Raw genomic sequence first — 22,228 nt, forward strand, 5'->3', positions numbered from 1 at the left:
CGGATTGAGAGATAGTTTCCAACACCGAGACAGATAGTACCAAAAGGCAGGCCATCTGTCGAGAATGGGTACTTGTCGCTAAGGCAGCCACGCGGACGGTATCCGGTCGCCGAACCTCTCTCGGGCGAACCGGTACTCCGCTGAAAGTGCACGGCGGAATGCGTCGCGAGCGTCGCCCGGCAGTTCAACCCTCAGCTCCGTTCGGTGGTGCACGGTATCTACATTGCCAGGAACATATGCAGCATCGGCAAATGCACACAGTTGCCGCAAGGTGGATTCTTCGAACAGGTCTTCGTAGAACAGGTACAGCACATCCTCGTGCGGGAAGACCTCATCAATATCTTGCACTATGTATCGGTAATCGGAACGCACCATGATCTTCGGCATCTGAAGCGCCTCGGCCCATCTCTTGGTAAGTTCTGCTTCGGGATTGGTCTGGGTTATGTGGCGCAGCTGCGACCAGAGCCGGTCGACTGGGTCGCGCATTACGAAAAGGATCTTTACGCGCATCTCCTGAGAAGCACAGAAGTCTCGCATGTAAACAAATCCATCCGGACCAATGGTCGAGTAGGCCGGCGTGATGTCGCACAGTGTCTTGGTCTCTGACGTACAAAGACGCGCAAAGTGCCCAAAATAGGCATCGTCGTCGTAGATCATCTGAACGCGATCGACGCTGGCGCGGAAAGTCGGGTGCCACATGAGGTTCTCAACAGCATCACCCTCTTGGGCGATGTGGTGCCCCAACCGGTGCATCGCTAGGGCATCCATGTCGCTCAGTGCGTGGGCCGGGAATTTCGCGCTGAAGAAGTGCAACTCTTTGACCGGTGAAACCACGACGCCTTCAAGGCTTGCGAGATAATGATAGAGCCAGGTCGTCGCGCATTTCATCGCACCGACGCAGATCAAAAAAGTCCTGCCGTCTAGCGCGTCGTATTTTTGAAGTTTGGTGATTTCAGATGTCACATGTCCTCACAGCAAACATTCTGGCACAAAGACCGTCACCAGGCCGATACACTGTCATAGATCCTGACAGATGCCCGGAAAGGCCTCAAGCACGCCGCAGACGTGATGCGGCTCTTCAGAGTAGCATTCTTTGGTCGAAAAAATCATCTGGGCCGGTTGGGAGGGTATTGTCATAAGAAACCAGCTTGAGGCGGGCAGGGCGGTTCCGTAGCGTCCGGATTTTACCGGACGATCCCGGGTTCGCTATTTCAAGACCAGCCCCGAAATCATCCAGCGTCGCGGTGATGCTGCACATCCAGTTCCTGCATTCGTTGCAGACCGTGGAAGATCTGCTTCACGAACGGGGCATCAATGTGAGCCATGAAGCCGTGCGATATCGGTGGCTCAGAATTCGGGCCGATTTTTGTGTCCGAGATCCGCAAGCGTCGCATTCAGGGTATGCGATCCAGCCGGACGAGGTGACTTCTCGGCGAAATGTTCGTGAAGATCAAAGGCGAGCAACATTACCTCGGGCGGGCAGCCGATCATGAGGGCGAGGTTCTGGAGAGCTTCGTCAAGAAGGCGCGGGACAAGAAAGCTGCGCTGAGTAATGGACAGCCATCCTGCCCTTGCTGAAACTATTTGGAATTGCTCTGGCAGCACCCCGGGCGCGCATGATCGAGCTGGAAGACATCGCGACAATGATCGCGACGTCCATCTCGATGCCTACGACGACTTGCGTCACCGAACGGACTTGCGGCCGCAGCGGACCCCCTACCTTTAGCCCGGCCTTGGAACATCGAGCGTGGAGGGCCAGCGTTGCGCAGTCCGCGTCAATAGCGTGGGGCCTACCAGGTGTTGTTCTGCATTAAGAACGGTCGCTTCGGGTCCCAAGTCGATTGACCGGACGGGTCCCCTGGCGTCAGGCCGGCATCCTTCAGGAATTGCGCGCGAAGCTGCGGATCGTCCGTCCAGCGCGGAAGAGAACCTCTCGGCGCCGGGTTGCGCCTGCGGGAGCGGCCAATGCCACGAAAGATCGGCAGGATCGGGTTTATGAGGCTTGCTACGGTCATCTGTCGGTCTCCTCAACTGAGACCACTTCGATGAGGTCGGTTTGCAGGCCCTCCGCAAGAGTGGCGTCAGCAACAAAGATGCGAAGCGTGTACGTTTCGGAAAAATCTGCGTAAGATGTGCGGCGCGATAGACTTACTGAGCATCCTGTCGACTAAAATGCTGGGCGCATAGACACTCCATCTCGGTGGCCCGCTGCGACTCGAAAGCCCCAGTGGTCCGCGGGTCGGCCTATATCGGAGGGGACAGTCGATGCTTGCCTATCTCGCCCGCCAGCCAGGCATGCGGGTCGAGCGGGGCGCGTTGGCGGGTCTTTTGTGGTCGGGCCGGCCTGAAGACCAGGCGCACGCCTCGATCAGACAAGAGGGTCTGTGGCACGGCGCGCTTTGCCTTCTGGTAACATCGGTGTCGACCGTCAGGCGGTCTGGTTAGATCCGAAGCAGGCGATGCTCATTAGGGATGAGGACGATTTTCTGCTAGGATTTGAACTCGCGTCGGAGGGTTTCGAGGATTACCAAATGCGAAGGGAAGTATCGCGACATTGGCCTTTCGGGCCGGTTTTCGGGATCTGTTGAACCTCAACAAAGGCTTTCGCCGGCGGTTTGGGGTGACGCTGCGCGGCTATCACAGCAAAGCGATGCATCGGGTGGCGCAAAAGTCCTAGATTTCGGGGATCGACGGACATTATCGTTGTTGACCAGAAAATAGCCGTAGCAAAGGGGCAATAAGCTAGGGAGGACAGCGTGGCACAGACCGATGCTGCTAGTACCCGGACTGACTTGGGCCAAACGCCTCGGGGCGACGCGGCGCACGTTGCCGGTTCAAGAGATCTACCACTGCTCGATCTCACGATCCCAGAGTTGCTGGCAGACTGCGTGTCGAAACGACCAGAGGCCGATGCTGTCGTTTTCGCTTCAAACGGCATGCGTTGGTCATGGGGAGAGTTTGCTAGCCGCGTCGACGATTTGGCAGGCGGACTTCTCGAAATCGGTATCGCAAAAGGGGATCGCGTCGGAATTTGGTCGCCTAACAGGCCCGAATGGGTGCTGACGCAATTCGCGACGGCACGGATCGGCGCAATCCTTGTCAATATCAATCCGGCTTATCAAGTTTTCGAACTTGAGTTCGCTTTGCGAAAGACCGGGTGCAAAGCATTGATCCTCGTAGAGCGCTTCAATAGCTCGGACTACGTCGCGATGATGCGCGAAGTGGCACCTGAGCTTGCGGATGCGGAACCCGGCTCACTACAGGCGGGTGATCTGCCAGCTCTACAATCCGTCATTGTTTGCAGTGACGAGCCGCATCCTGGCTGCTTTACCTTCGCCGATATTTCTGCACGGGGGGCGCAAACGCCCACCTCAAAGCTCGATACGATCGGCGCGACGCTTGAGCCGGATGACGCGATCAACATCCAATTCACGTCCGGTACGACGGGGCTGCCGAAAGGGGCAACGCTGACGCACCGGAACATTGTCAATAACGCGAACTTTGTAACCTCTGCCATGGCGCTGACCGAAGCTGACCTGCTTTGCATACCGGTGCCGTTCTATCACTGTTTTGGCATGGTGATGGGCACTTTGGGATGTGTTACCAAAGGCGCCGTTATGGTTGTGCCCGGCGAGGGGTTCGATCCAGAAAGCACTCTGCGCGCGGTCGCCGATGAAAAGTGCACGTCGCTTTATGGGGTGCCGACGATGTTCGTAGCCATGCTGGAGCATCCAGAGTTTGACACGTTCAATCTGAGCCATCTGCGCACGGGTATCATGGCCGGGTCGCCTTGCCCCATCGAAGTCATGAAGAAGGTGCAGAAGGACATGAACATGTCCGAAGTTACCATCGCCTACGGCATGACCGAAACGAGCCCTGTATCATTCCAGTCCAGTATCGACACACCGCTTAACAAGCGTGTGTCGTCCGTGGGTCGGGTGCAGCCGCACCTGGAAGTTCGGATTGTTGATGAAAAAGGCGCAGTCGTACCTGTCGGAGCGGAAGGAGAACTGCAGACCCGCGGCTATTCTGTGATGCAGGGTTATTGGGATGATCCCGAAAAGACCGCTGAGGCAATCGATGCCGAGGGCTGGATGCACACGGGAGATCTGGCCCGCCTTGATGAGGATGGGTATTGCAACATAACTGGCCGCGTTAAGGACATGATCATCCGTGGTGGTGAGAATATTTCACCCCGGGAGGTAGAAGAGTTTCTCTACACACATCCGGGTGTCAGTCAGGTGCAAGTCTTTGGCGTTCCGGACGCCAAGTTCGGTGAGATTGTCGCCACGTGGATCATGCCAAAGCCCGGTGTGGTTCTGACCGAGGAGGAGGTGCGCGGTTTCTATCGGGGCAGTATCGCGCATTACAAAGTGCCCAAGCTGGTCAGGTTCAAGCCTGAGCTGCCGATGACGGTAACGGGCAAACCTCAGAAATTTCTGATGCGAGACGCCATGATCGAAGAACTTGGCCTGACCATTGAAAGGACGGCCTAAGAAAATCAACAATAGGGAGGACTAACAAAATGCGAATATACTGCGCGCTAGCGATAGCTGCGATGGCCAGCACCACACATGCGCAAACCATTACCCAAGATGAGATCAGGGCCGCCGTCGGGCCCATCGACACCGCTGCCATCATCGAAAATGACAGCCATGATCGGAACTGGCTGAACTACGGCCTGAACTATGCCGAGACACGTTTTTCCCAGCTCGCCTCGATCACCGCCGATAACGTGGGCGAGCTTGGTCTGGAGTGGTCTTATGATCTGCAGTCGCGCCGCGGCGTTGAAGCAACCCCGATTGTCGTGGACGGAGTGATGTACGTTTCTGCGTCGTGGTCGATTGTGCATGCGCTTGATGCCGTCACTGGTGAGCCACTCTGGGTTTACGACCCCGAAGTGCCGGGCGAATTTGCTTCTAAAGGTTGCTGCGACGTGGGGAACCGCGGTGTCGCGATTTATGATGGCAAAGTATACGTCGGGGCTTTCGACGGTTACCTGCACGCGATTGACGCTGCGACCGGGGAGCGAGTGTGGAAAGTTGACACCATCGAGAACCGCGAGATGTCCTATACCGTTACCGGCGCACCGCGGATTATCAACGGTAAGGTGATCATTGGTAATGGCGGCGCCGAATACGGGGTGCGGGGCTACATCACCGCCTACGACACCGCAACCGGTGACGAAGCTTGGCGCTGGTACACGGTTCCAGGCGATCCAAATGAACCCTTCGAGAATGAAGCCATGGAGATGGCCGCCGAAACATGGGATCCATCTGCAAACTACTGGGAGGCCGGCGGCGGCGGGACAGTTTGGGACGCAATGGCTTACGATCCCGACCTCAACCTGCTCTATATCGGGACGGGCAATGGCTCGCCCTGGAACCGGCATCTGCGCAGCCCGGCAGGTGGAGACAACCTGTTTCTGGCGTCCATTGTCGCGCTGAATCCCGACACAGGGGAATATGTCTGGCACTATCAGAATACACCTGGCGACACGTGGGATTACACCTCGACACAGCATATCATCCTCGCTGATCTCGAGATTGAGGGTGAGATGCGTCAAGTCCTGATGCAGGCGCCCAAGAACGGGTTCTTTTATGTGATTGACCGGACCGATGGCAGTTTTATCTCGGCAGAGCCATTTGTCGAAACGACCTGGGCGACCGCCTATGACGAAAATGGGCGGCCGATTGAAAACCCTGCGGCGCGGTCCAAGGATGAACCGTTCGAAACGGTGCCATCGGCCTATGGCGCGCATAACTGGCATCCTATGAGCTTTAATCCCGACACTGGGCTGGTCTACATTCCCGCACAAGGCGTACCGCTTGTTCAGTCGAGGGATCCGAGTTGGTCTTTGAACTCGCATCAACCGATGTCGACCATGTCGGGCATGGGCTGGAATCTTGGCTATCTTTTCAATGTCGTAGCGCCAGAAGCCACACCGTTTGGTCACCTGCTGGCGTGGGATCCTGTCAACCAACGCGAAGCGTGGCGCGCCGAATATGTCTCCCCCTGGAACGGAGGCACCCTGACGACGGCAGGAAATCTGGTGTTCCAGGGAACTGCCGATGGCCGGTTCATTGCCTATGATGCGACCACGGGTGAAACGCTGTGGCAGACGCCCGTAACTTCAGGCGTCGTGGCCGCACCCAGTACGTGGGAAAAAGACGGCGTCCAATATGTCACCATTGCCGTGGGCTGGGGCGGTGTTTACGGCCTGATGCAACGCGCAACTGAACGAGTAGGACCTGGCCGCGTATTCACTTTTCGTGTGGGCGGCACAGCGGAGATGCCGAACTTCCAGCTGGCGGACCGGACAGAATTGGTTGCGGGCGTGCCGTACGATCCAGCCAATATCGAAGCAGGCGTGGCAAGCTACGTGTCCAACTGTCTCTTTTGCCACGGCGTGCCAGGGGTCAACAACGGAGGCGCGATCCCAAACCTGGGTTACTCCACTCCGGAGGCATTGACCAATGCCAATGCCTGGGTGCTTGAAGGCGCGGGCATCCACAACGGGATGCCGCGGTTCGATACCCACCTGACCGACACGGATGTTGAAAACATCCTTGCGTTTATTCAGGGCACGGCAGATGCCGTGCGGGCTGCAGCGCAATAGACTGACAAGCTTTCCCGATGGCTGTTCCGGCATGGATTGGCCATCGGAACTACGCCGAACGGGTAGATGGGAAAAAGAACGCCGTCTTGGGTGAAACTGTTACGAAAGGCATGCCTTTCACATCAGTTTGATGGGAAACCGAAAACATGGCGCTAAACACGACACCCAAAGTGGGATAGCGTTTGCCAAGCTGCAGGCATAGCTTCGAATGCAGTTACAAAGGAGGATCGAAAGTGATGGCATGGACCAAACCAAAGGCACGTGAGATCAAGTGCGGGATGGAAATCAACATGTACGGGCCTGGCGAAGATGACGATCGCGGTGCCGAACGCGATTTCATCTAAGCCAAACACTTCAAATGCAAATACTGGTTCTTGGGGCAGCCGCTGGAGGTGGTCTGCCCCAATGGAATTGCGGTTGCCGCAACTGCGCTGACGCGCGCGCTGGTCGGATCCCGTCTATGACACAATCGTCCGTCGCGGTAAGCTTGGACGGGTCTTCGTGGGTTTTGTTGAATGCATCTCCGGATATTCGGGTGCAGCTTGCGGGGCTGAGCAAAATGCACCCACCAGCTTTGCGTGGGACACCCATTTCAGCCGTCATTCTGACGAATGGCGATATCGACCACATAGCGGGCCTGCTCACGCTGCGGGAAAAGACCGCGTTTGACCTTTATGCCACACAAGCCGGACTCGACATTGTCGAGGATAACTCTGTTTTTCGGGTGCTCGATCCTGACCTTGTGCGATCCCACAGCATCGAACTGGACTCCGCATTCGAACCGCTGCCAAGGCTCATCGTCACGCCTTTCGCCGTTCCGGGCAAAGTTGCGCTATTTCTAGAGGGCGATGCCGTGAACGTGGAAGAGCTAGGCGAACAAACCGTTGGTCTGTTGTTAGAGAGTGATGACGGACGTGCGGCCTATATACCCGGATGCGCCACAGTGCCCGGTTGGCTCCTGACCCGGCTGAAGGATGTCGATGTGCTGCTTTTTGATGGCACGGTCTGGAACAATGATGAAATGGCGCAAACCGGCACCGGGCAAAAGACCGGCGCGCGAATGGGCCACGTGCCGCTCAATGGGCCTCATGGGAGCCTCTCCAGTTTCGAAGGACTTGGCGCACGTAAGATCTTCATTCACATCAACAACACCAATCCGATCCTGCAACCCGATGCGCCGGAACGGGCTGAGGTTCTGGCACGTGGTTGGGAAATCGCGGCGGACGGGATGGAGATAAGGCTGTGAACCAGCACGCTCCGACACGCAAAACGTTCGAAGCGCGACTGCGCCAAATCGGCGAAGATCGCTATCACGACAAGCACCCGTTTCATCACCTGTTACACAGCGGTGGCTGCACGCCAGATCAGGTTCAGGCATGGGTGATCAACAGATACTACTATCAGTCACGTATCCCGATGAAGGATGCCGCGTTCATGTCGCGCGTTTCGGATCCTGACTTGCGCCGCGCATGGCGATCTCGCATTGAGGATCACGATGGGCGAGCACCCGGAGAAGGTGGGATCGCGCGTTGGCTCAAACTGGCGGAGGCTGTCGGACTCGACCCAGACTACGTGGCCTCTGAAACAGGAATCTTGCCAGCAACACGTTTCGCGGTGGATGCGTATGTACGATTTGTGCGGGATGAACCGCTGCTGTCGGCGGTGGCCGCATCGCTCACGGAACTCTTTGCGCCCAAAATACACAAAGATCGGATCGCGGGCCTTTTGCAGCACTACGATTTCGCCAACACCGAGTCACTGTCGTACTTTCAAAATCGCTTGAAAGAGGCCCCGCAGGATGTTGCGTTCGGATTGAACTGGGTGCTTGATCACGCTGTGACGCAGGCCGATCAGAACATGGCGGCACGTGCGCTGATTTTCAAAACAGATGTTTTGTGGGCGCAGCTTGATGCAATCTGGCTGGCGTATGTGGAGCCCGCACGCATTCCACCTGGCGCCTGGCAGCCTGGCGAGGGATTATTGTGATTGCAGCCAAGGACATCGCTTTTCTGCCGCGCGGTGTGCGCATCCACAGAGACAAAGTGCGGTCGGCTGATGTGCTGCTCGGACCTGAGCGGGTCTTGATGCTGGATGCGGTCGGACTTTCGATCTTGTCTCGGCTCGACGGCGTCGCAAGTGTTGCGGATATTTCCGAGGAACTGGCGCAACGCTATGATGCGCCGCCCGATGTGATCGAACCGGATGTGATCGAATATCTGATAGATCTGCGAGACAAGGGATTTGTCCATGTCCGCTAGGATCGACCCACCCATCGCGATGCTGGCGGAGCTGACGCATCGGTGTCCGCTGGCCTGTCCCTATTGCTCTAACCCAAGAGAACTTCTTGCCAAATCGGCCGAACTCTCCACCGATGTCTGGAAAGGAGTTTTTTCGCAGGCGGCCGCGCTTGGGGTGCTGCAACTGCATCTATCGGGCGGTGAGCCAGCTTCGCGCTCGGATTTGACGGAGCTTGTTGCCGCAGCCAATGAGGCGGGTCTTTATACAAACCTCATAACCTCTGGTATCGGTCTCAACCCGAAACGTTTGCGCGCGCTTGAAGACGCTGGCCTCGACCATGTGCAACTGTCGCTTCAGGGTGTCACCACGGCGATGGCGGACCGAATTGGCGGGTACAAAGGCGGTTTTGATCGCAAGATGCACGTTGCTGAGGTTATCCGTGAAATCGGCTTCCCGTTGACGCTAAACGCTGTGATGCATCGGGAGAACTTGGACGACTTGCCCGCAACGATAGAGATGGCCCAGCGGCTGGGGGCACGGCGGATCGAGATAGCCTGTGTCCAATTCCAGGGTTGGGCGCTGACAAATCGCGCCGCGCTGCAGCCGACCCGCGCACAGGTGGATCGAGCCAAGCAGGTTGTCGCCGAGGCCATTCCAACGCTAAGAGGGGAATTAGTGATCGACTTCGTGCCACCAGACTATTTTTCGGATTTTCCCAAAGCCTGTATGAATGGCTGGGGCACGACCGGAGTGAACGTGGCGCCGGATGGCACGGTACTACCCTGCCATGCGGCAGCAACGATCCCGAAATTGCGTTTTGAACGTGTGCCAGAGAAACGACTGTCCGACATCTGGTATCATAGCGAAGCATTCAACGCATATCGCGGAACGGATTGGATGCCACCCCTGTGTCAGACATGCGACCGACGCGACATAGATTTCGGTGGCTGCAGGTGCCAAGCCTTCGCGGTCCTCGGGGATGCGAATGCACCGGATCCTGTGTGCGTTAAGTCGGCAGGGCGTGCCGTTCTTGATGACCTTGTTGAGGCAGAAGCACAGCGGGTTGAGGCCCCCGCTTTTGTCTACCGCCGTTGAGCGCGCTTTGATCGGCGGGAGCATCAGACTGTCTTGTTTCCATAAATCCAAAAATGACCGCAGGATCTGGAAAAAACACCCCTGTTCTGCTTTGGACGAGATGGGAGGGCCGTTCGCTTTCTTATACTCGCGCCGAGCCGAAAACCGCACCTGTGGCGAACGTCCGAAAAGCAAGCGGAACACGCCGCATCTCGACTAGTCGGTTGAGGGCAGCAATGGTGAAGGATTTCCAACGCGGGCTGACGAAGCTCCACCAAGAAACGTTGCCCCTCGGCCCGCATCGAAAATCCTTCACCAACGCAGAAATCGAAGCTAACCTCCTTAGAAAGCTTCGGTTGACTGGGCTTGGTTGAGTTTTCGCCATAAGCCTGCTTTAATCCCAACGCGCATCGTGAGCCGTGTTGGGAGAAGAAGAGTGATATACGTCGTCACCTGGCAAGAACGCCCGATGGGAAGCCCCGAAGCCTACGAGGCCGCGCAAAAACGCATCCTCGGTGTGTTTCAGCACTGGCATTTCCCGGAGACCATCAAGATAAGGGAATTTCTCGTGTATGCTGGGCATTGGGGCGGTGTAATGGTTATTGAGACTGATGACCTTGCGCCGATCCACAAACTTACAACAGCTTTGCCGGGGCTATCATTTCAAATTTCCCAAGCTATGGAGGTGGCGGACGCAGTCAGCCTTGAGGCAGAGGCAATCGCTTGGCGCGACAGTCTTGAAGGCAAAACGCAATAGCGATTTTGCAGGGCGTGCTTTAGGTAACCAGCGCCCGCGCGCCTCTTGGATGTTTTGAGGGCATGGTTGACGGAATTGAACATGGTCGGGGCGCCATATTGGCGCTTGATGTTGTAGGTTTCAGCGCGCTGATGGGCGCGGACGAGACCGGTACGCTGAAGGCAGTTGGAAGGCTCTTTGACGAATTAGTGTTGCCCGCGATCACGAAGAATGGCGGGCGCGTATTCAAAACGATGGGTGATGGCGCTCTGGCCGAATTCGCGAACGGTGCAGACGCTGCGCGATGCGGATTGTACATCCAGTCGGTAGTCGTGGAACGCAACGATGAGTTCCACCTCCGTATCGGGATCAATCATGGGGCTCTGTTCTACCTGGATGGCGACGTTTACGGAGACACGGTCAACGTTGCGGCGCGCCTTGAAGGTATGGCCGCGCCGAACGGTGTGCTGATTTCTGATGCAGTGCACACCAGACTGTTGCCAGAAGACGCCGCTGTGTTTTTCGATAACGGGGCCCGCAAGTTCAAGAACATTGCGTCAAAAATCCGCGTGTGGTCTTGGCCTGAGCGCCTTCCATCGCCCCGGTCGGCAGGTAAACCCAGGGTCTTTGTTGAGGAATTCTCGTCACGCGGTGGCCCGGATGAGGATGCTGGTGATCTGTTTTCACAGGAAGTGAAACGACACCTTGCTCGGTTGAGCGGCTTGGAAACCACTGCAAATAGCGAAAACGCGCATTACCTAATCGGTGGAAATTTACGATTTGCATCCAACAAATGCCGCGTCGCGGCGCAGCTGAAAGAGCTGGAAAACGACCGTGAAATCTGGACGGAGCGGTTTGACACCGCAACAGACGACATTTTCAAAATTTCAGATAAGCTCGCGCCCGGAGTCGTGATGAATGTCAGGCGTCGGGTTGCATCGCATGACGCGGAACGGCTGCGGGATAGGCCGCTTGATGAACTGTCCAAGGACGATTTGATGGCTTTGGCCGGGGCAAGCTTCTTTAATCCCACCTACGAAGGCTGGAACGGTGCAGGTATCATCTCTGAGCAAGTTCTGGAACTTGACCCCAACGCTTTCATGGCGCTTGCAATGGCGGCGGCGGGATTGGGCTTGGCAGAGCCACTTTACACGCTGCAAGCGACGCCAGAGCCGGTTCTCAACCTGGCCATGGAGCGCATTGAAACAGCGCTCAGACTGAACAACCGTTCCGATATGTTGCATAGCGTGCGTGCTGGATTGTTGCTCTACGGGCGCCGGCAATATGCCGAAGCCGAGGCTGCAGCTCGTCAGGCTTTAGCTGTGAACGAAGAATACAATATGGGCTGGTGGATGCTTGGCGCGATCCAAGTCTTCTCCGGCAACCCAGCCGAAGGCGCAATCAGCGCAAAACATGCGGTCGATCTGGAGCCAGGCGATCCGTTCGTTCACCTCTATTGCAGGATCGCCGGATATGGTTGCCTCGCCACAGATCGGTACGAAGAGGCCGCTGAATGGTTTCGCCGGGCCGACCAACTGGCGCCGGGTTTGCTGCCAAACCTGATCGCGCTTGTCGCCTGCCATGCAATAATGGGAGATCAGAATGCAGCGGCGACCGCCTTAAAATCGGTTCTCAATACCGATCGAGAATTTCGAATGGAAGCTGCAAATCCGCTTCCGTTTCAAAGTGAGGACGATTGGATGAAGATTTGTAGAGCGGTCGAAACTGCGGCCGTTTCGCGCTAGGGTCCAAATTTCGATAACGGGGCCGTCCCGGTCAAGGGCATTGTCATGTGTGGACGGCTCCGTTTGCGAAAGGGGTGGTTTGGGCTGATAGCGATCGCTCCGGTGTGCGGTCATGTGTCCGGTCTGTGTGTGCGGTGCATCTAGCCGCTGACCTTGGCGCCGTCTGAGCACACTGGCTTGAGCCGGGCAGGGCGGTTCCGTACCGTCTGAGGATGCCCAAACCTGACCCATTTCGTTATGCCAAACGAACGACGAGATCATCCGTTTGGCGCTTATGTTGTTTGTTCGTTTCCCCCTGTCGCTCCGCAACGTCGAAGATCTTCTGCACAAGAGGGGCATCGATGTGAGCAATGAAGCAGTCAGGTTCTGGTGGCATCGGTTCGGCCCGATGTTTGCCGCCGAGATCCGCAAGCACCGTATCGAAGGCATGAACTCAAGCCGGTGGCATTGGCACCTGCACGAGATGTTCGTGAAGATCAACGGCGAGCGGCATTACCTCTGGCGGGCGGTCGATCATAAGGGAGAGGTTTTGGAAAGCTACGTCACGAAGACCCGCGAAAAGAAGGCCGGGTTGAAATTTCTCAAGAAAGCAATGCGCAAGCACGGTCAGCCCAAGGCTGTCGTTACGGATCGGCTGCGGTCCTACGGTGCTACGCTGAAAAAGACTGGTGCTGCTTTCAGACAGGAAGCGGGCAGGTGGGTAAACAACCGGGTCGAGAACTCGAACCTCCCATTTAGACGACAACAGCGTGCGATGCTCCGTTTTCGGCGGATGCGAAGTCTTAAGGAATTCGCCTCCGTCCACGCCTCGGTCTTCAACCATTTCAATTCGGAGCGTAGCCTCAACAGCCGACAGAATTTCAAGTTGAACCGCGCCGCCGCTCTGGCCGAATGGCGCGGTCTTTGCGGTGAATGATGGGTAGCCATCCTGTCATTGCCGAGACGAGTTGGAATTCGTCTGGCAGCACCCACCCACGAAATGCTGGTTCAGCATGAAGGTGATGGTGAGCCCCAGTAGAATGGTCAGGATCGGCCGCCTTTGACGAGGTCGGCGATGCAGGCATTCAGACGGACCGTCGTGAAGAAGTAGACAAGAAGAAAATCCCGGACGGCGAGATCGTACTGTATTGCGCGCACCGAAATACAGACGATGAACAGGTGGACCAGAGCTGCGATTAGTCCACCGCTCACGGGCTCGGGTATGCTGTAGCGCTGGAACACAGGGTAGCGCTTGGTCATGCGCGCGCCGAGGAAGTACACGACAACGCCCGGCGTAAAGGCTGCGAAACTGTCTACGACGATTGGCTCGATCATCGATTGTGGGTCCATCTGGAGCCCTCGATCGGTGGTATGCTGACGCAGAAAAACAGGCGCTCATTGAAACGGCGGGTGCGCACCCATACCGCTCCCTTCTGTGGCCGTATCGCACCGGCTGACGTTAGCAATGAACGCCTCGTGGCCTCGTGTACTCGGGTGACATTATTCCGGGTACGCGCTGCGACCTCAGCATCATAATCCGCGTCGCGCGAGCACCGATCGAGGGGAGCAATCCCGGTTCGCCGGTCGATCAGGGCGCGTGCAGTCGCACCGCGTCCGACCTTGATTCCTTGCGCGCATCGCATGTGATCGGGCATGATTTGCCGCGGGGTTGACGTGATGTGGGGCGAATGGGGTAATCATGACAAGGGATTGGATGTCGCGAACTCCGTTGCCGGTGCTTCACACGAAGCTGCATGCGCCGCGGATCGCGGACGATTTTGTCGAGCGACGGCACGCCCTTTCGATCCTCGACGAGGGGTTTGACTGCCCCCTGGCGCTTGTCTCCGCCCCTGCCGGCTTCGGCAAGAGCTCTCTGACCGCCTACTGGTGTGCCACGCGCGACAAGAACTTTGCGTGGCTCTCGCTGGATGAGGCCGACAATTCCCTTGCGGCGTTCTCGACATACCTCGCCTGCGCCTTGGAGACGCTCCAGGAGGGAGTCTCGCGTGACATCCTGCAGGCGCTGAACGCTGACGCCTCCCTGCCCCCCAACCTGCTGCGCACGCTCTTTGTGACCGCCATCGACCGCATCGAACGGCGCTCTGTGCTTGTTCTGGATGATTTCCATACCGTGCAATCCGATGAGATCATATCGCTTGTTGCGCAACTTCTGGAACACCCGTCCCCGAAGCTGCACATCCAGATCCTGACGCGGCGTGATCCAAAGCTTGACCTCGCTCTGTTGAGGTTGCGGAACCAGATGAGGGAGGTCCGCGCCCGCGAGCTTGAGTTCTCCACCGAGGACGTCTCCCAGTTGTTTGCACGCGGTGGCTTGAAAGACGTCTTGGCGGAGACAGCGCAGGAAGTGCGCGACAGTCTGGATGGATGGCCCGCCGGCATACGGCTCACACTGCTTGCCTCGCTCGCTGGGACACATCCCTCCCAACTCATTGCTGGCGCGAGGGCTGAGCCGCTGCGTGAGTATCTTCTGGAGCAAGTGCTCGCGGAGCAGGCACCGGACTTCGTGCAGAAGATCCTGCCCCTCTCGATTGTCGACCGCTTCAGTGCCGGGCTGTGCGAGAGTCTTTGGACGGCAGCAGGGCTCGACGCGGCGCCAGGGAATGGCGAGGCGTTTTTTGCGGAATTATTGGCATCCGGCCTTTTCGTCGTACATCTCGACACGGACGGGCAATGGTTCCGTTTTCATCACCTGTTTCGCTCTGTGTTGCTCCAGAAGCTAAAGCGCTCCGTGGCAGACGCGGCCTTGGAAGGGCTGCATCGCGCCGCCGCTACCTGGTTCGCATCGGCGGGCCTCGTTGAGCAGGCGATTTCGCACGCCTTGGCGATCGAAGCGCCCGACCTCGGGTCTGGCTTCGTGGCAAAGGCACGACAAGAGGCAATGAACCGCGACCAATGGGTCAGACTGGAAAACTGGCTCGCGGCCTTCCCGCCGTCTTTCGCGCGGCAAGATGCAGAGCTGCTGACGTTGCGATGTTGGCTCGACCTCTACAAATGGTACCGTCTGGGCGACCTCCTTGACGATATCCGCCAGGTGGAGGACGCCCTGGATGCCAGCCGATTACCGCAAGAGCAAAAAGAGAGTCTCTCTGCCGAACTCGCGGCGTTGCAGTCTGCCATTGAGCTTTACACCGTGAACTTCGAGCAATGCGTCGAGCTCTGTGACCGGGTGGAACGCCTTGTACCGCGGGAGTACGAATGCGTGTGCAGCACGGCGGCTCTCATGAAAGGCGGGGCGCTACTTAACACCGAGGGCGCGGCCGCCGCGGAGGCGTTTTTCCTGGAGGCGCTGCGGCCCGGGCATTCGGATCACGGCGCAACGGAGGCACGCTATCTGCAAGGGCTGTGTTTCGTGCATTGGTATGCCGGCGATGCGCGCCGGCTTGATCCTGCCGCCGCCGACATGATTGCGGCCGGGGCGACGTACAAAGATCCGCTCGCAGAATCCTTCGGACGATACTTCGGTGCGCTTGCCTACTTCGACCATGACCGTGCTCAGGACGCTCTTGACCTTCTGGCGCCGGTCATCGACGCGCCCCAAGCGTATCCGACGCAAAACTATGCCCATTGCGCGATTCTGTATGCGCAATGCCGGCAGGCGCTAGGAGAAGTTGAGGCAGCCAACAGTGTGGCATCGGATCTTGCGCGGCTGGTGCAGGCCCAGGGCAATCAGCTCTTTGTTGCGTCGGCCCTAGCTCTGCGCGCGCAACTGGACCTCGAACAGGGTCGCATGGGGGCCGCACTTGACTGGTACAGGACTTTCGAAGCGGGCCCACCCCTCCTGATGGTGAGGGCGTTCCAGCCTCAAGTCGTCGCGGCACGCATTGCGCTGAAGACCATTTCCAGGGACCCGGCACGTTCAGTTGAGCAGATCACGGGCCTGCGCCACTTCCTCGAGAAGATCCGTAACCGGCGCTTGCTCATCGATGCCCTTGTCATGTGCGCTTTGGCGAACGAGGCGCAGGGGCATGTCGGTAGGGCAGACGCGGATCTTCTTGCGGCCATTGACCTTGCGATCCCCAGTCGCATTCTGCGCCCCTTTCTGGATGCTGGATCTGCTATCCTGCCGCTCTTGGGAAGGGCAAACCTCGACAACGATCGTATTGCCTTCGCAGGAGAAATTGTCGGGCGGTTCGAAAAGCAGATGCCCCGCGCGGACACGCCGGCGCATATGGATGGCGGCCCACTCACCCGGCGTGAACTTGAGATCCTGAGCCACCTGTCGGACGGTCTGACCAACAGCGAGATCGGAGATCGGCTCTTCATCTCGCCGGGTACCGTGAAGCGGCATGCCCATAACATCTACGAGAAGCTGTCTGTCAACTCGCGCCGAGAAGCGGTGGCCAAGGCTCAAGGCATGGGTTTACTGACGCGCTAAACCGGCATGTACCCCAATATGTATCCCGCCAGTACATGTGCGGCGGAGGCGGATCTCATACCGTCGGGTGGCTCTAGCAGGAAACCGGAGGAGCGACCATGCCACGCCCGGCGAAACTTGCGCAAATTAAGATGAAAGAGCCTGGCACCTACAAGATTGTCGTGTCCGGCCCGATATCGCCAGCGCTTCGCAACTCGCTGGCAGGCATGTCGGTTAGCGAAACGATCGACGGCCACGGGCAGATCCAAACCATTCTTGTCGGACGCCTTCAGGATCAGGCCGAACTGGCCGGGGTGATGAACACGCTCTTCGAGATGCAGCTGCCGATCATTTCCACAACCTGCCTTGAACCTGGCTGACGTCCGCACCGGCGAAGCGCGAACGCAAAGGAGCCTCACATGAGCCATGACCTGCATGAGCCGCAACGCCCGGGATGGACCGTGCCGATTGTCGTCGTGATCATTGCCCTTATCTTCGTCTGGTATGTTGTGAGCGACAGGATCACGCCCTTCACCAACAACGCGACGGTGCAGGCCTACGTTGTCGCTGTGGTTCCGGATGTCTCCGGCTATGTCTCTGAGATTCCGGCAAAGAAGAATGCTCTGGTCGAGGCGGGCTCAACACTGGTTCAGATTGAAACCAGCCGGTTCGAGAACGCCGTCGCAGCGGCGGAAGCGGAGCTTGAGGCAGCCGGTCAGAGCGTGGGCGCAAGTACGGCGTCTGTTTCCACGGCCACGGCCGCCGTCGCGCAGGCCCAAGCCGCGCTCGAGGAAGCCAATGCGCAAGCCTCCCGGATCCTCGTGCTAGTCGACAAAGGAATTTATGCCGAAGCGCGTGGGGATCAGGCAAGGGCAGCCGTGGCGACTGCTGAAGCCGCGGTGGCTGCGGCAGATTCCGAGCTCGAACGTGCCGAGCAGGAAATGGGAGCCGAGGGCCAGGACAATCCGCGCATCCGCGCCGCTGTCGCGCAATTGGCCGAGGCACAGCTGAACCTCACCCGCACCACGCTGGTCGCACCGTCCAACGCTATCGTCGGTGGGCTGAAGATCGATGAAGGCACCTTCGCCAATGCGGGCGAGCCGCTCATGACGCTGATCGCCATCGAGGATCAGTGGATCGAGGCCTTCATGACGGAAAACAACCTTGGCCGGGTCGTGCCGGGCAACAAGGTCGAGATCGTATTCGATGCCTTTCCCGGGCAGGTCTTCGAAGGGAAGGTCAAGAACACCGCCTGGGGTGTCTCGACCGGCAAGGCCATCAACCTCGGCGATCTGCCGACGGCAGTGCAGTCGAAGGGCTGGTTGCGGGATCCGCAGCGGTTCTCCGTCGTGATCGAAACGACCAACTACACTCCGTCCACCAATGTCGAAGAGCAGGGCGTTCGGCTCAACTCTCAGGCGACGGTGGTCGTGTACACGGGCGACAATGCGTTCTGGAATGCCTTGGCGAAAGGCTGGATCCGGATCGTCAGCCTCACCTCATATCTGAGCTGAATATGTAGGAGCAGCCGGATGTCCGCAGCGCCTCCCTCCTACGAAGCTCAGTCCCGCCGGGCGATGCGTGCAGCACTCGGCGTGACGGCTGCGATGATGTTCACGCAAATTTCGCCCTATCCGCTCGCGCTGGTTGCCCCGGCGATCACGGTCCTGCTGCTGCAGGACGCCAAGCCGATGCCATTGGGCAAGGGGCTCGTCACGTTGGGCGCGACGCTTCTGGGGGTGATCGCGGGTTTCACCGTCTCGCTCGCACTTCTGCAGTACCCGGCTGTTATGGTGCTCACGCTCTCGGTGATGCTCTTCCTGATCTACCGCTACGTGATGACGACCGGCGAGCATTTTGTGATCGTCGTGGGGCTCCTGATCGGAACGACGCTCGTCCCGGTCCTGATGCGCATCCTGCCCGAGCTGGCCTACCTGTCTGTGCTTAGTATCCTCTTCTCCATCGTGCTTGCTTTCGCGGTGGCGGCGCTTTCCTTCAGCCTAATGCCACCCCCGACCGATGTCCCGCCCAAGCATGGCGAGCCGGTCGACCGGGGTACGGCCAATGCCTATGCCATCACCATCACCCTCGTGGTGGGGACCATGCTCGCCTACTTCCTCTCCTTCGGGAAAACGGATGTGCTGGTGCTCGTCTACACTGCACTCTTTTCCTTGTCGGTGAGTTCTGCAGGCTCTGTCCACATGAGCATGGAGTACCTTAAAGGGAACATTCTCTATGCGGCGCTGGCGACGCTGATCGTCTTCAACCTGCTCTCGGTTGCGCCGTTCCTTCCGCTGATGGTCTTCGTGTTCTTCCTTGCGATGTACATCTTCGCGATGAACTTCTTCTCGCACAAACCGACGGCGGGTGCGTGGTCAAGCGGCACATTCGGGTTCGTCATCCTGCTGTCCGGGCTACTGGCCTCCGACAAGGTCGTGGCTGCCGACATGGTGATCGACCGGGTGTCCCAGATGGCAATCGCCGCGATCTATGTGGCATTTGCCTTCGCGGTGCTCGAATACGTCCGTGCGTGGCGTGCCGCGCGCCGCGGGTGCTTAGCCCCATGACCTTCCACTGGGAAAAGCTCGATCTGCGGCTGGGGCTGTCCTACACGATCATCGCAGTCGTGTTCCTGATCCTCTACGGCTCCACCGGGCCTGTCTGGATGGTGGCGGGGATTAGCGCACTCCTCGCATGGGTGATCGTGTTGCTCGGAGAGCCCGCCTCATGGAGAGCCGAGATTGCGGGCCTTGCCCTGTTCCTCGGTTTCGGGATCGCCGCCTCACTGGTGGCGCACATGCTGGCGGCCTACGAGATCCCGCGGGTTCTGGGCCTGGGGCTTTTCACCTTCGGGGCCATCCTGCTCCTGCGGTTCGGGGCCTACTGGTACATCGTTGGCTGGTGCCTGACCTTCTGGTACCTCCTGACGCCGCTCTTTTCCCTGTCGCTTGGGCTGGGCGAGACGCTGGAAGGCCACGTCATCGGCGCGGGCGGCCTGCTACTCTATGGCCTGGGCAAGCGGTTCTGGCATGAAGCGGCGTCACCTGAGGCCCCCGGCGAGGGCGCCGGTCTGATACCCTTCGCCCAGGTCATCCCTTATGCCACCACTGTGGCCATTGTCATGGCCATTTCCGTCTTCATCGGCGGACGGACCCTTGAGAGCGACCCGACGATTATTGCTGCCGCAGCGCTGAACGTCATCAGCCCTTCGTCGGATCAGACATGGGAGGCCGTTCTCTTACGTGCCATCTCAGTCGGCGTTGGCGTCTTGATCGGGTTCGGGCTGGGGCTTTGGTTTCCAACGGCCGTGGCCGAGCAGGCCGTCTTCGTAACCTGCTCCTTCATTACGGTCGCGACGATCCGGCTAAGCTTTGGCCCCGCGGTCGGATGCTTTGCCGCGATCACGGCCTTTCCCTGGGGTTCCCAAGGATACGAGATCGGAAACGCGATCGCCAATGAAAAGCTCTTGGCCGAATTCGTGGGTATCATGATCGCCGGCATCGGGATCACCATCCTAGCGCGGTTGGCGCGCGGGAGGCTCCGATGATGATCCTGCTCCGTCGTTGCCAATACCCTTACACGTCCCAATGCTCGGAGGTACCTCATGCCCAAGCCATTGATTGAAGCCTGCGCCACACCGGGGCTGTTCAGATGGGCACAGCTGCTGATGCTCCTGTTTGCTGCCATGTGGTATGTTACGCCGGATATGGCCCTTGCAGCGGGCGTGCCCTCCAATGCCAACTTCCCCCCGAGCTTCGAAAGCTATGGCGATGCGGAGATGACGAATGTGGGACAGATCCTCGCCCATCGCATCGCGCAGGTTCCCTTCAACCTCATGGCTACGATCATCTTTGTATGCGCCATCATCCACACCTTCATGGCCGCCAAGTTCATGAAGATGAGCGAGGCGCGGCACCACGAACATGCCGAGAAAGTCGCGCGAGGTGAACTGGATGAAAAATCCCGGGACGTGAAGGCCGCACTCTACCACTTCATGGGTGAGGTCGAGGTGGTGTTTGGCCTCTGGGTCATCCCGCTGGTGATCGCGATCATCTTCTTCTTCGATTGGGGCACCGTCGTCGATTACGTCAATCACGGGGTGAACCTGAACGAGGCCGGCTTCGTCATCGTCATCATGATCCTCGCCTCGACCCGCCCGATCCTCAAGCTGGCGGAGAAGATCATGCTGGGGATCGCCGGGGCCATCGGGGGAACGCTCACGGCCTTCTGGATCACAGTCATGACGATCGGTCCGCTTCTGGGCTCCTTCATCACGGAACCTGCTGCCATGACGATCTCGGCGATGCTCCTGTCGCAGCGATTCTACGACCTCAACCCATCGAACCGGCTGAAATACGCCACGCTGGGCCTTCTCTTCGTCAACGTCTCGGTCGGCGGCACGCTCACTCATTTCGCGGCGCCGCCCGTGCTGATGGTGGCGGGTCCGTGGGACTGGGGCACAGGCTTCATGCTCACCAATTTCGGCTGGAAGGCGATCATTGGCATCCTGATCGGCAACGTCCTCTACTTCCTTCTCTTCCGGAGCGAGCTGGCCAAGCTACAGAAGGCCTTCGCAATCCGCGCGCTGAAGGACGAAATCAGCCGCACGCATGTGCCGCGCACGTTGATCGACCGCAAGTATCGCGAGGCTTCCCATCTGGTCGACGAACGCCAGCATGCGTCACAAGCCATCGAAAGCAATGTTCGTGCCTTCGCTCAGGAGGTTCAGGAGACGATTGAGGGTGACGTCTTGCCTGCCCTAGAAGCGAAGGGCGTCGATCCTGTCCTCGCCAAGGAAGCGCTCGATGCTCGCTTTGAGGAGGTCGCGCTCTACCAGATCCGCAAGGGCGTGCCCGGTCTGCTCTCCGAAGACTTGCAGCCCGAGTTCAAGGATCCCGATTGGGACAAGCGGGAAGACGCTGTGCCGCTCTGGGTTACGCTGTTCCATGTTGGTTTCATGGCCTGGACCATCGTCAACGCCCACCACGCCGCCTTCTTCATCCTCGGGCTTCTGTTCTTTCTTGGGTTCGCGAAGGTCACCGAAGAGTATCAAAATGAAATCAATCTGGCGCCGGCCATGCTTGTCGGGTTCTTCCTGGCCGCCCTCGTGATCCACGGGGGATTGCAGGGGTGGTGGATTGCGCCGATCCTTCAGAGCCTTGGCGAGGTCGAGTTGATGCTTGGGGCCACCGTCCTGACCGCATTCAACGACAATGCCGCGATTACGCTGCTTGCCACGCTGGTGCCCGGCTTCTCGGATGAGTTGAAATATGCCGTCGTTGCTGGCGCGGTCACCGGTGGCGGTCTGACCGTCATCGCGAACGCACCGAACCCGGCTGGTCAGTCGATCCTAAAGAAGCACTTTGGCGACGCGGTGTCGCCAGGCGGGCTGCTCTCAGCAGCGATCGTGCCGACCGTGATCTGCTGGCTGTGCTTCGCGCTTCTTTAGATCGGATCGGCCA

The 22,228-nt window shown here is 58.5% G+C and carries 18 protein-coding genes and 2 pseudogenes; 17 read left to right on the top strand and 3 right to left on the bottom strand.

Translation table 11 applies throughout. The features are described from left to right. Window positions 1-78: 78 nt before the first annotated feature. Window positions 79-963, bottom strand: a complete 885-nt coding sequence (locus ACFORG_RS16130) for a sulfotransferase (protein WP_386736545.1) — start codon at window positions 961-963, stop codon at window positions 79-81. Between the two features lie 265 nt (window positions 964-1,228). On the opposite strand from ACFORG_RS16130, the pseudogene ACFORG_RS16135 reads away from it, so the two are divergent. Beyond that, window positions 1,229-1,548: pseudogene (locus ACFORG_RS16135) on the top strand (DDE-type integrase/transposase/recombinase); the annotation flags it as partial. A gap of 242 nt (window positions 1,549-1,790) precedes the next feature. Here ACFORG_RS16135 and ACFORG_RS16140 read toward each other — a convergent pair. After that, entirely contained in the window at window positions 1,791-2,015 is a 225-nt protein-coding gene (locus ACFORG_RS16140) for a hypothetical protein (protein ID WP_386736546.1), read from the bottom strand. 741 nt (window positions 2,016-2,756) lie between these two features. Between ACFORG_RS16140 and ACFORG_RS16145 the strand changes: the two genes are divergently transcribed. The 10 genes and pseudogenes from ACFORG_RS16145 (at window position 2,757) to ACFORG_RS16190 (ending at window position 13,328) form a co-directional block, all read left to right on the top strand. Beyond that, entirely contained in the window at window positions 2,757-4,496 is a 1,740-nt protein-coding gene (locus tag ACFORG_RS16145; protein ID WP_386736547.1) for an AMP-binding protein, read from the top strand. Between the two features lie 62 nt (window positions 4,497-4,558). Then, window positions 4,559-6,619, top strand: a complete 2,061-nt coding sequence (locus ACFORG_RS16150) for a PQQ-dependent dehydrogenase, methanol/ethanol family (protein ID WP_386736548.1) — start codon at window positions 4,559-4,561, stop codon at window positions 6,617-6,619. Window positions 6,620-6,855: 236 nt separating this feature from the next. Further along, window positions 6,856-6,963, top strand: coding sequence for a pyrroloquinoline quinone precursor peptide PqqA (gene pqqA, locus ACFORG_RS16155; RefSeq protein ID WP_386736549.1), 108 nt, complete (start codon window positions 6,856-6,858; stop codon window positions 6,961-6,963). Between the two features lie 14 nt (window positions 6,964-6,977). Beyond that, the gene (pqqB, locus tag ACFORG_RS16160; RefSeq protein ID WP_386736550.1) at window positions 6,978-7,865 is read left to right on the top strand and encodes a pyrroloquinoline quinone biosynthesis protein PqqB; all 888 of its coding nucleotides are present in this window, start codon (window positions 6,978-6,980) and stop codon (window positions 7,863-7,865) included. Further along, the gene (gene pqqC, locus ACFORG_RS16165) at window positions 7,862-8,605 is read left to right on the top strand and encodes a pyrroloquinoline-quinone synthase PqqC (RefSeq protein ID WP_386736551.1); all 744 of its coding nucleotides are present in this window, start codon (window positions 7,862-7,864) and stop codon (window positions 8,603-8,605) included. The genes pqqB and pqqC overlap by 4 nt, the downstream gene beginning before the upstream one ends. A gap of 35 nt (window positions 8,606-8,640) precedes the next feature. Next, window positions 8,641-8,877 (top strand): pyrroloquinoline quinone biosynthesis peptide chaperone PqqD, encoded by a 237-nt coding sequence (gene pqqD, locus ACFORG_RS16170; protein WP_386736632.1) that lies wholly within the window; start codon window positions 8,641-8,643, stop codon window positions 8,875-8,877. Beyond that, entirely contained in the window at window positions 8,867-9,952 is a 1,086-nt protein-coding gene (pqqE, locus tag ACFORG_RS16175; RefSeq protein ID WP_386736552.1) for a pyrroloquinoline quinone biosynthesis protein PqqE, read from the top strand. Before pqqD ends, pqqE begins: the two co-directional genes overlap by 11 nt. A 415-nt stretch (window positions 9,953-10,367) precedes the next feature. Then, window positions 10,368-10,688: a DUF3303 domain-containing protein gene (locus ACFORG_RS16180; protein ID WP_386736553.1), complete on the top strand. Its 321-nt coding sequence runs from the start codon at window positions 10,368-10,370 to the stop codon at window positions 10,686-10,688. Between the two features lie 62 nt (window positions 10,689-10,750). Further along, window positions 10,751-12,412 carry an adenylate/guanylate cyclase domain-containing protein gene (locus tag ACFORG_RS16185; protein ID WP_386736554.1) on the top strand — a complete coding sequence of 554 codons (1,662 nt, stop codon included), beginning with the start codon at window positions 10,751-10,753 and terminating at the stop codon, window positions 12,410-12,412. Window positions 12,413-12,624: 212 nt separating this feature from the next. After that, window positions 12,625-13,328, top strand: a pseudogene (locus ACFORG_RS16190) (IS6 family transposase). 107 nt (window positions 13,329-13,435) lie between these two features. On the opposite strand, the gene ACFORG_RS16195 reads toward ACFORG_RS16190, so the two are convergent. Continuing rightward, window positions 13,436-13,726 carry a sodium/glutamate symporter gene (locus tag ACFORG_RS16195; RefSeq protein WP_386736555.1) on the bottom strand — a complete coding sequence of 97 codons (291 nt, stop codon included), beginning with the start codon at window positions 13,724-13,726 and terminating at the stop codon, window positions 13,436-13,438. 400 nt (window positions 13,727-14,126) lie between these two features. Between ACFORG_RS16195 and ACFORG_RS16200 the strand changes: the two genes are divergently transcribed. The 6 genes from ACFORG_RS16200 to ACFORG_RS16225 all read left to right on the top strand — a co-directional run bounded on the left by ACFORG_RS16200 (window position 14,127) and on the right by ACFORG_RS16225 (window position 22,215). Then, window positions 14,127-16,787 (top strand): LuxR C-terminal-related transcriptional regulator, encoded by a 2,661-nt coding sequence (locus ACFORG_RS16200; RefSeq protein ID WP_386736633.1) that lies wholly within the window; start codon window positions 14,127-14,129, stop codon window positions 16,785-16,787. Window positions 16,788-16,885: 98 nt separating this feature from the next. Next, on the top strand, window positions 16,886-17,146 hold the full coding sequence (locus ACFORG_RS16205; protein WP_386736556.1) for a hypothetical protein: 261 nt from the start codon (window positions 16,886-16,888) through the stop codon (window positions 17,144-17,146). 39 nt (window positions 17,147-17,185) lie between these two features. Next, window positions 17,186-18,280 carry an HlyD family secretion protein gene (locus ACFORG_RS16210; protein ID WP_386736557.1) on the top strand — a complete coding sequence of 365 codons (1,095 nt, stop codon included), beginning with the start codon at window positions 17,186-17,188 and terminating at the stop codon, window positions 18,278-18,280. A gap of 18 nt (window positions 18,281-18,298) precedes the next feature. Continuing rightward, window positions 18,299-19,333, top strand: coding sequence for a hypothetical protein (locus ACFORG_RS16215; RefSeq protein WP_386736558.1), 1,035 nt, complete (start codon window positions 18,299-18,301; stop codon window positions 19,331-19,333). Continuing rightward, complete coding sequence (locus ACFORG_RS16220; RefSeq protein ID WP_386736559.1) at window positions 19,330-20,313, top strand: hypothetical protein; 984 nt, start codon at window positions 19,330-19,332, stop codon at window positions 20,311-20,313. The genes ACFORG_RS16215 and ACFORG_RS16220 overlap by 4 nt, the downstream gene beginning before the upstream one ends. Window positions 20,314-20,370: 57 nt before the next feature. Continuing rightward, the gene (locus ACFORG_RS16225; protein ID WP_386736560.1) at window positions 20,371-22,215 is read left to right on the top strand and encodes a putative Na+/H+ antiporter; all 1,845 of its coding nucleotides are present in this window, start codon (window positions 20,371-20,373) and stop codon (window positions 22,213-22,215) included. Window positions 22,216-22,228 lie beyond the last annotated feature (13 nt).

The sequence above is a fragment of the Lutimaribacter marinistellae genome, from assembly GCF_042648365.1.
Lineage (GTDB): Bacteria > Pseudomonadota > Alphaproteobacteria > Rhodobacterales > Rhodobacteraceae > Lutimaribacter_A > Lutimaribacter_A marinistellae.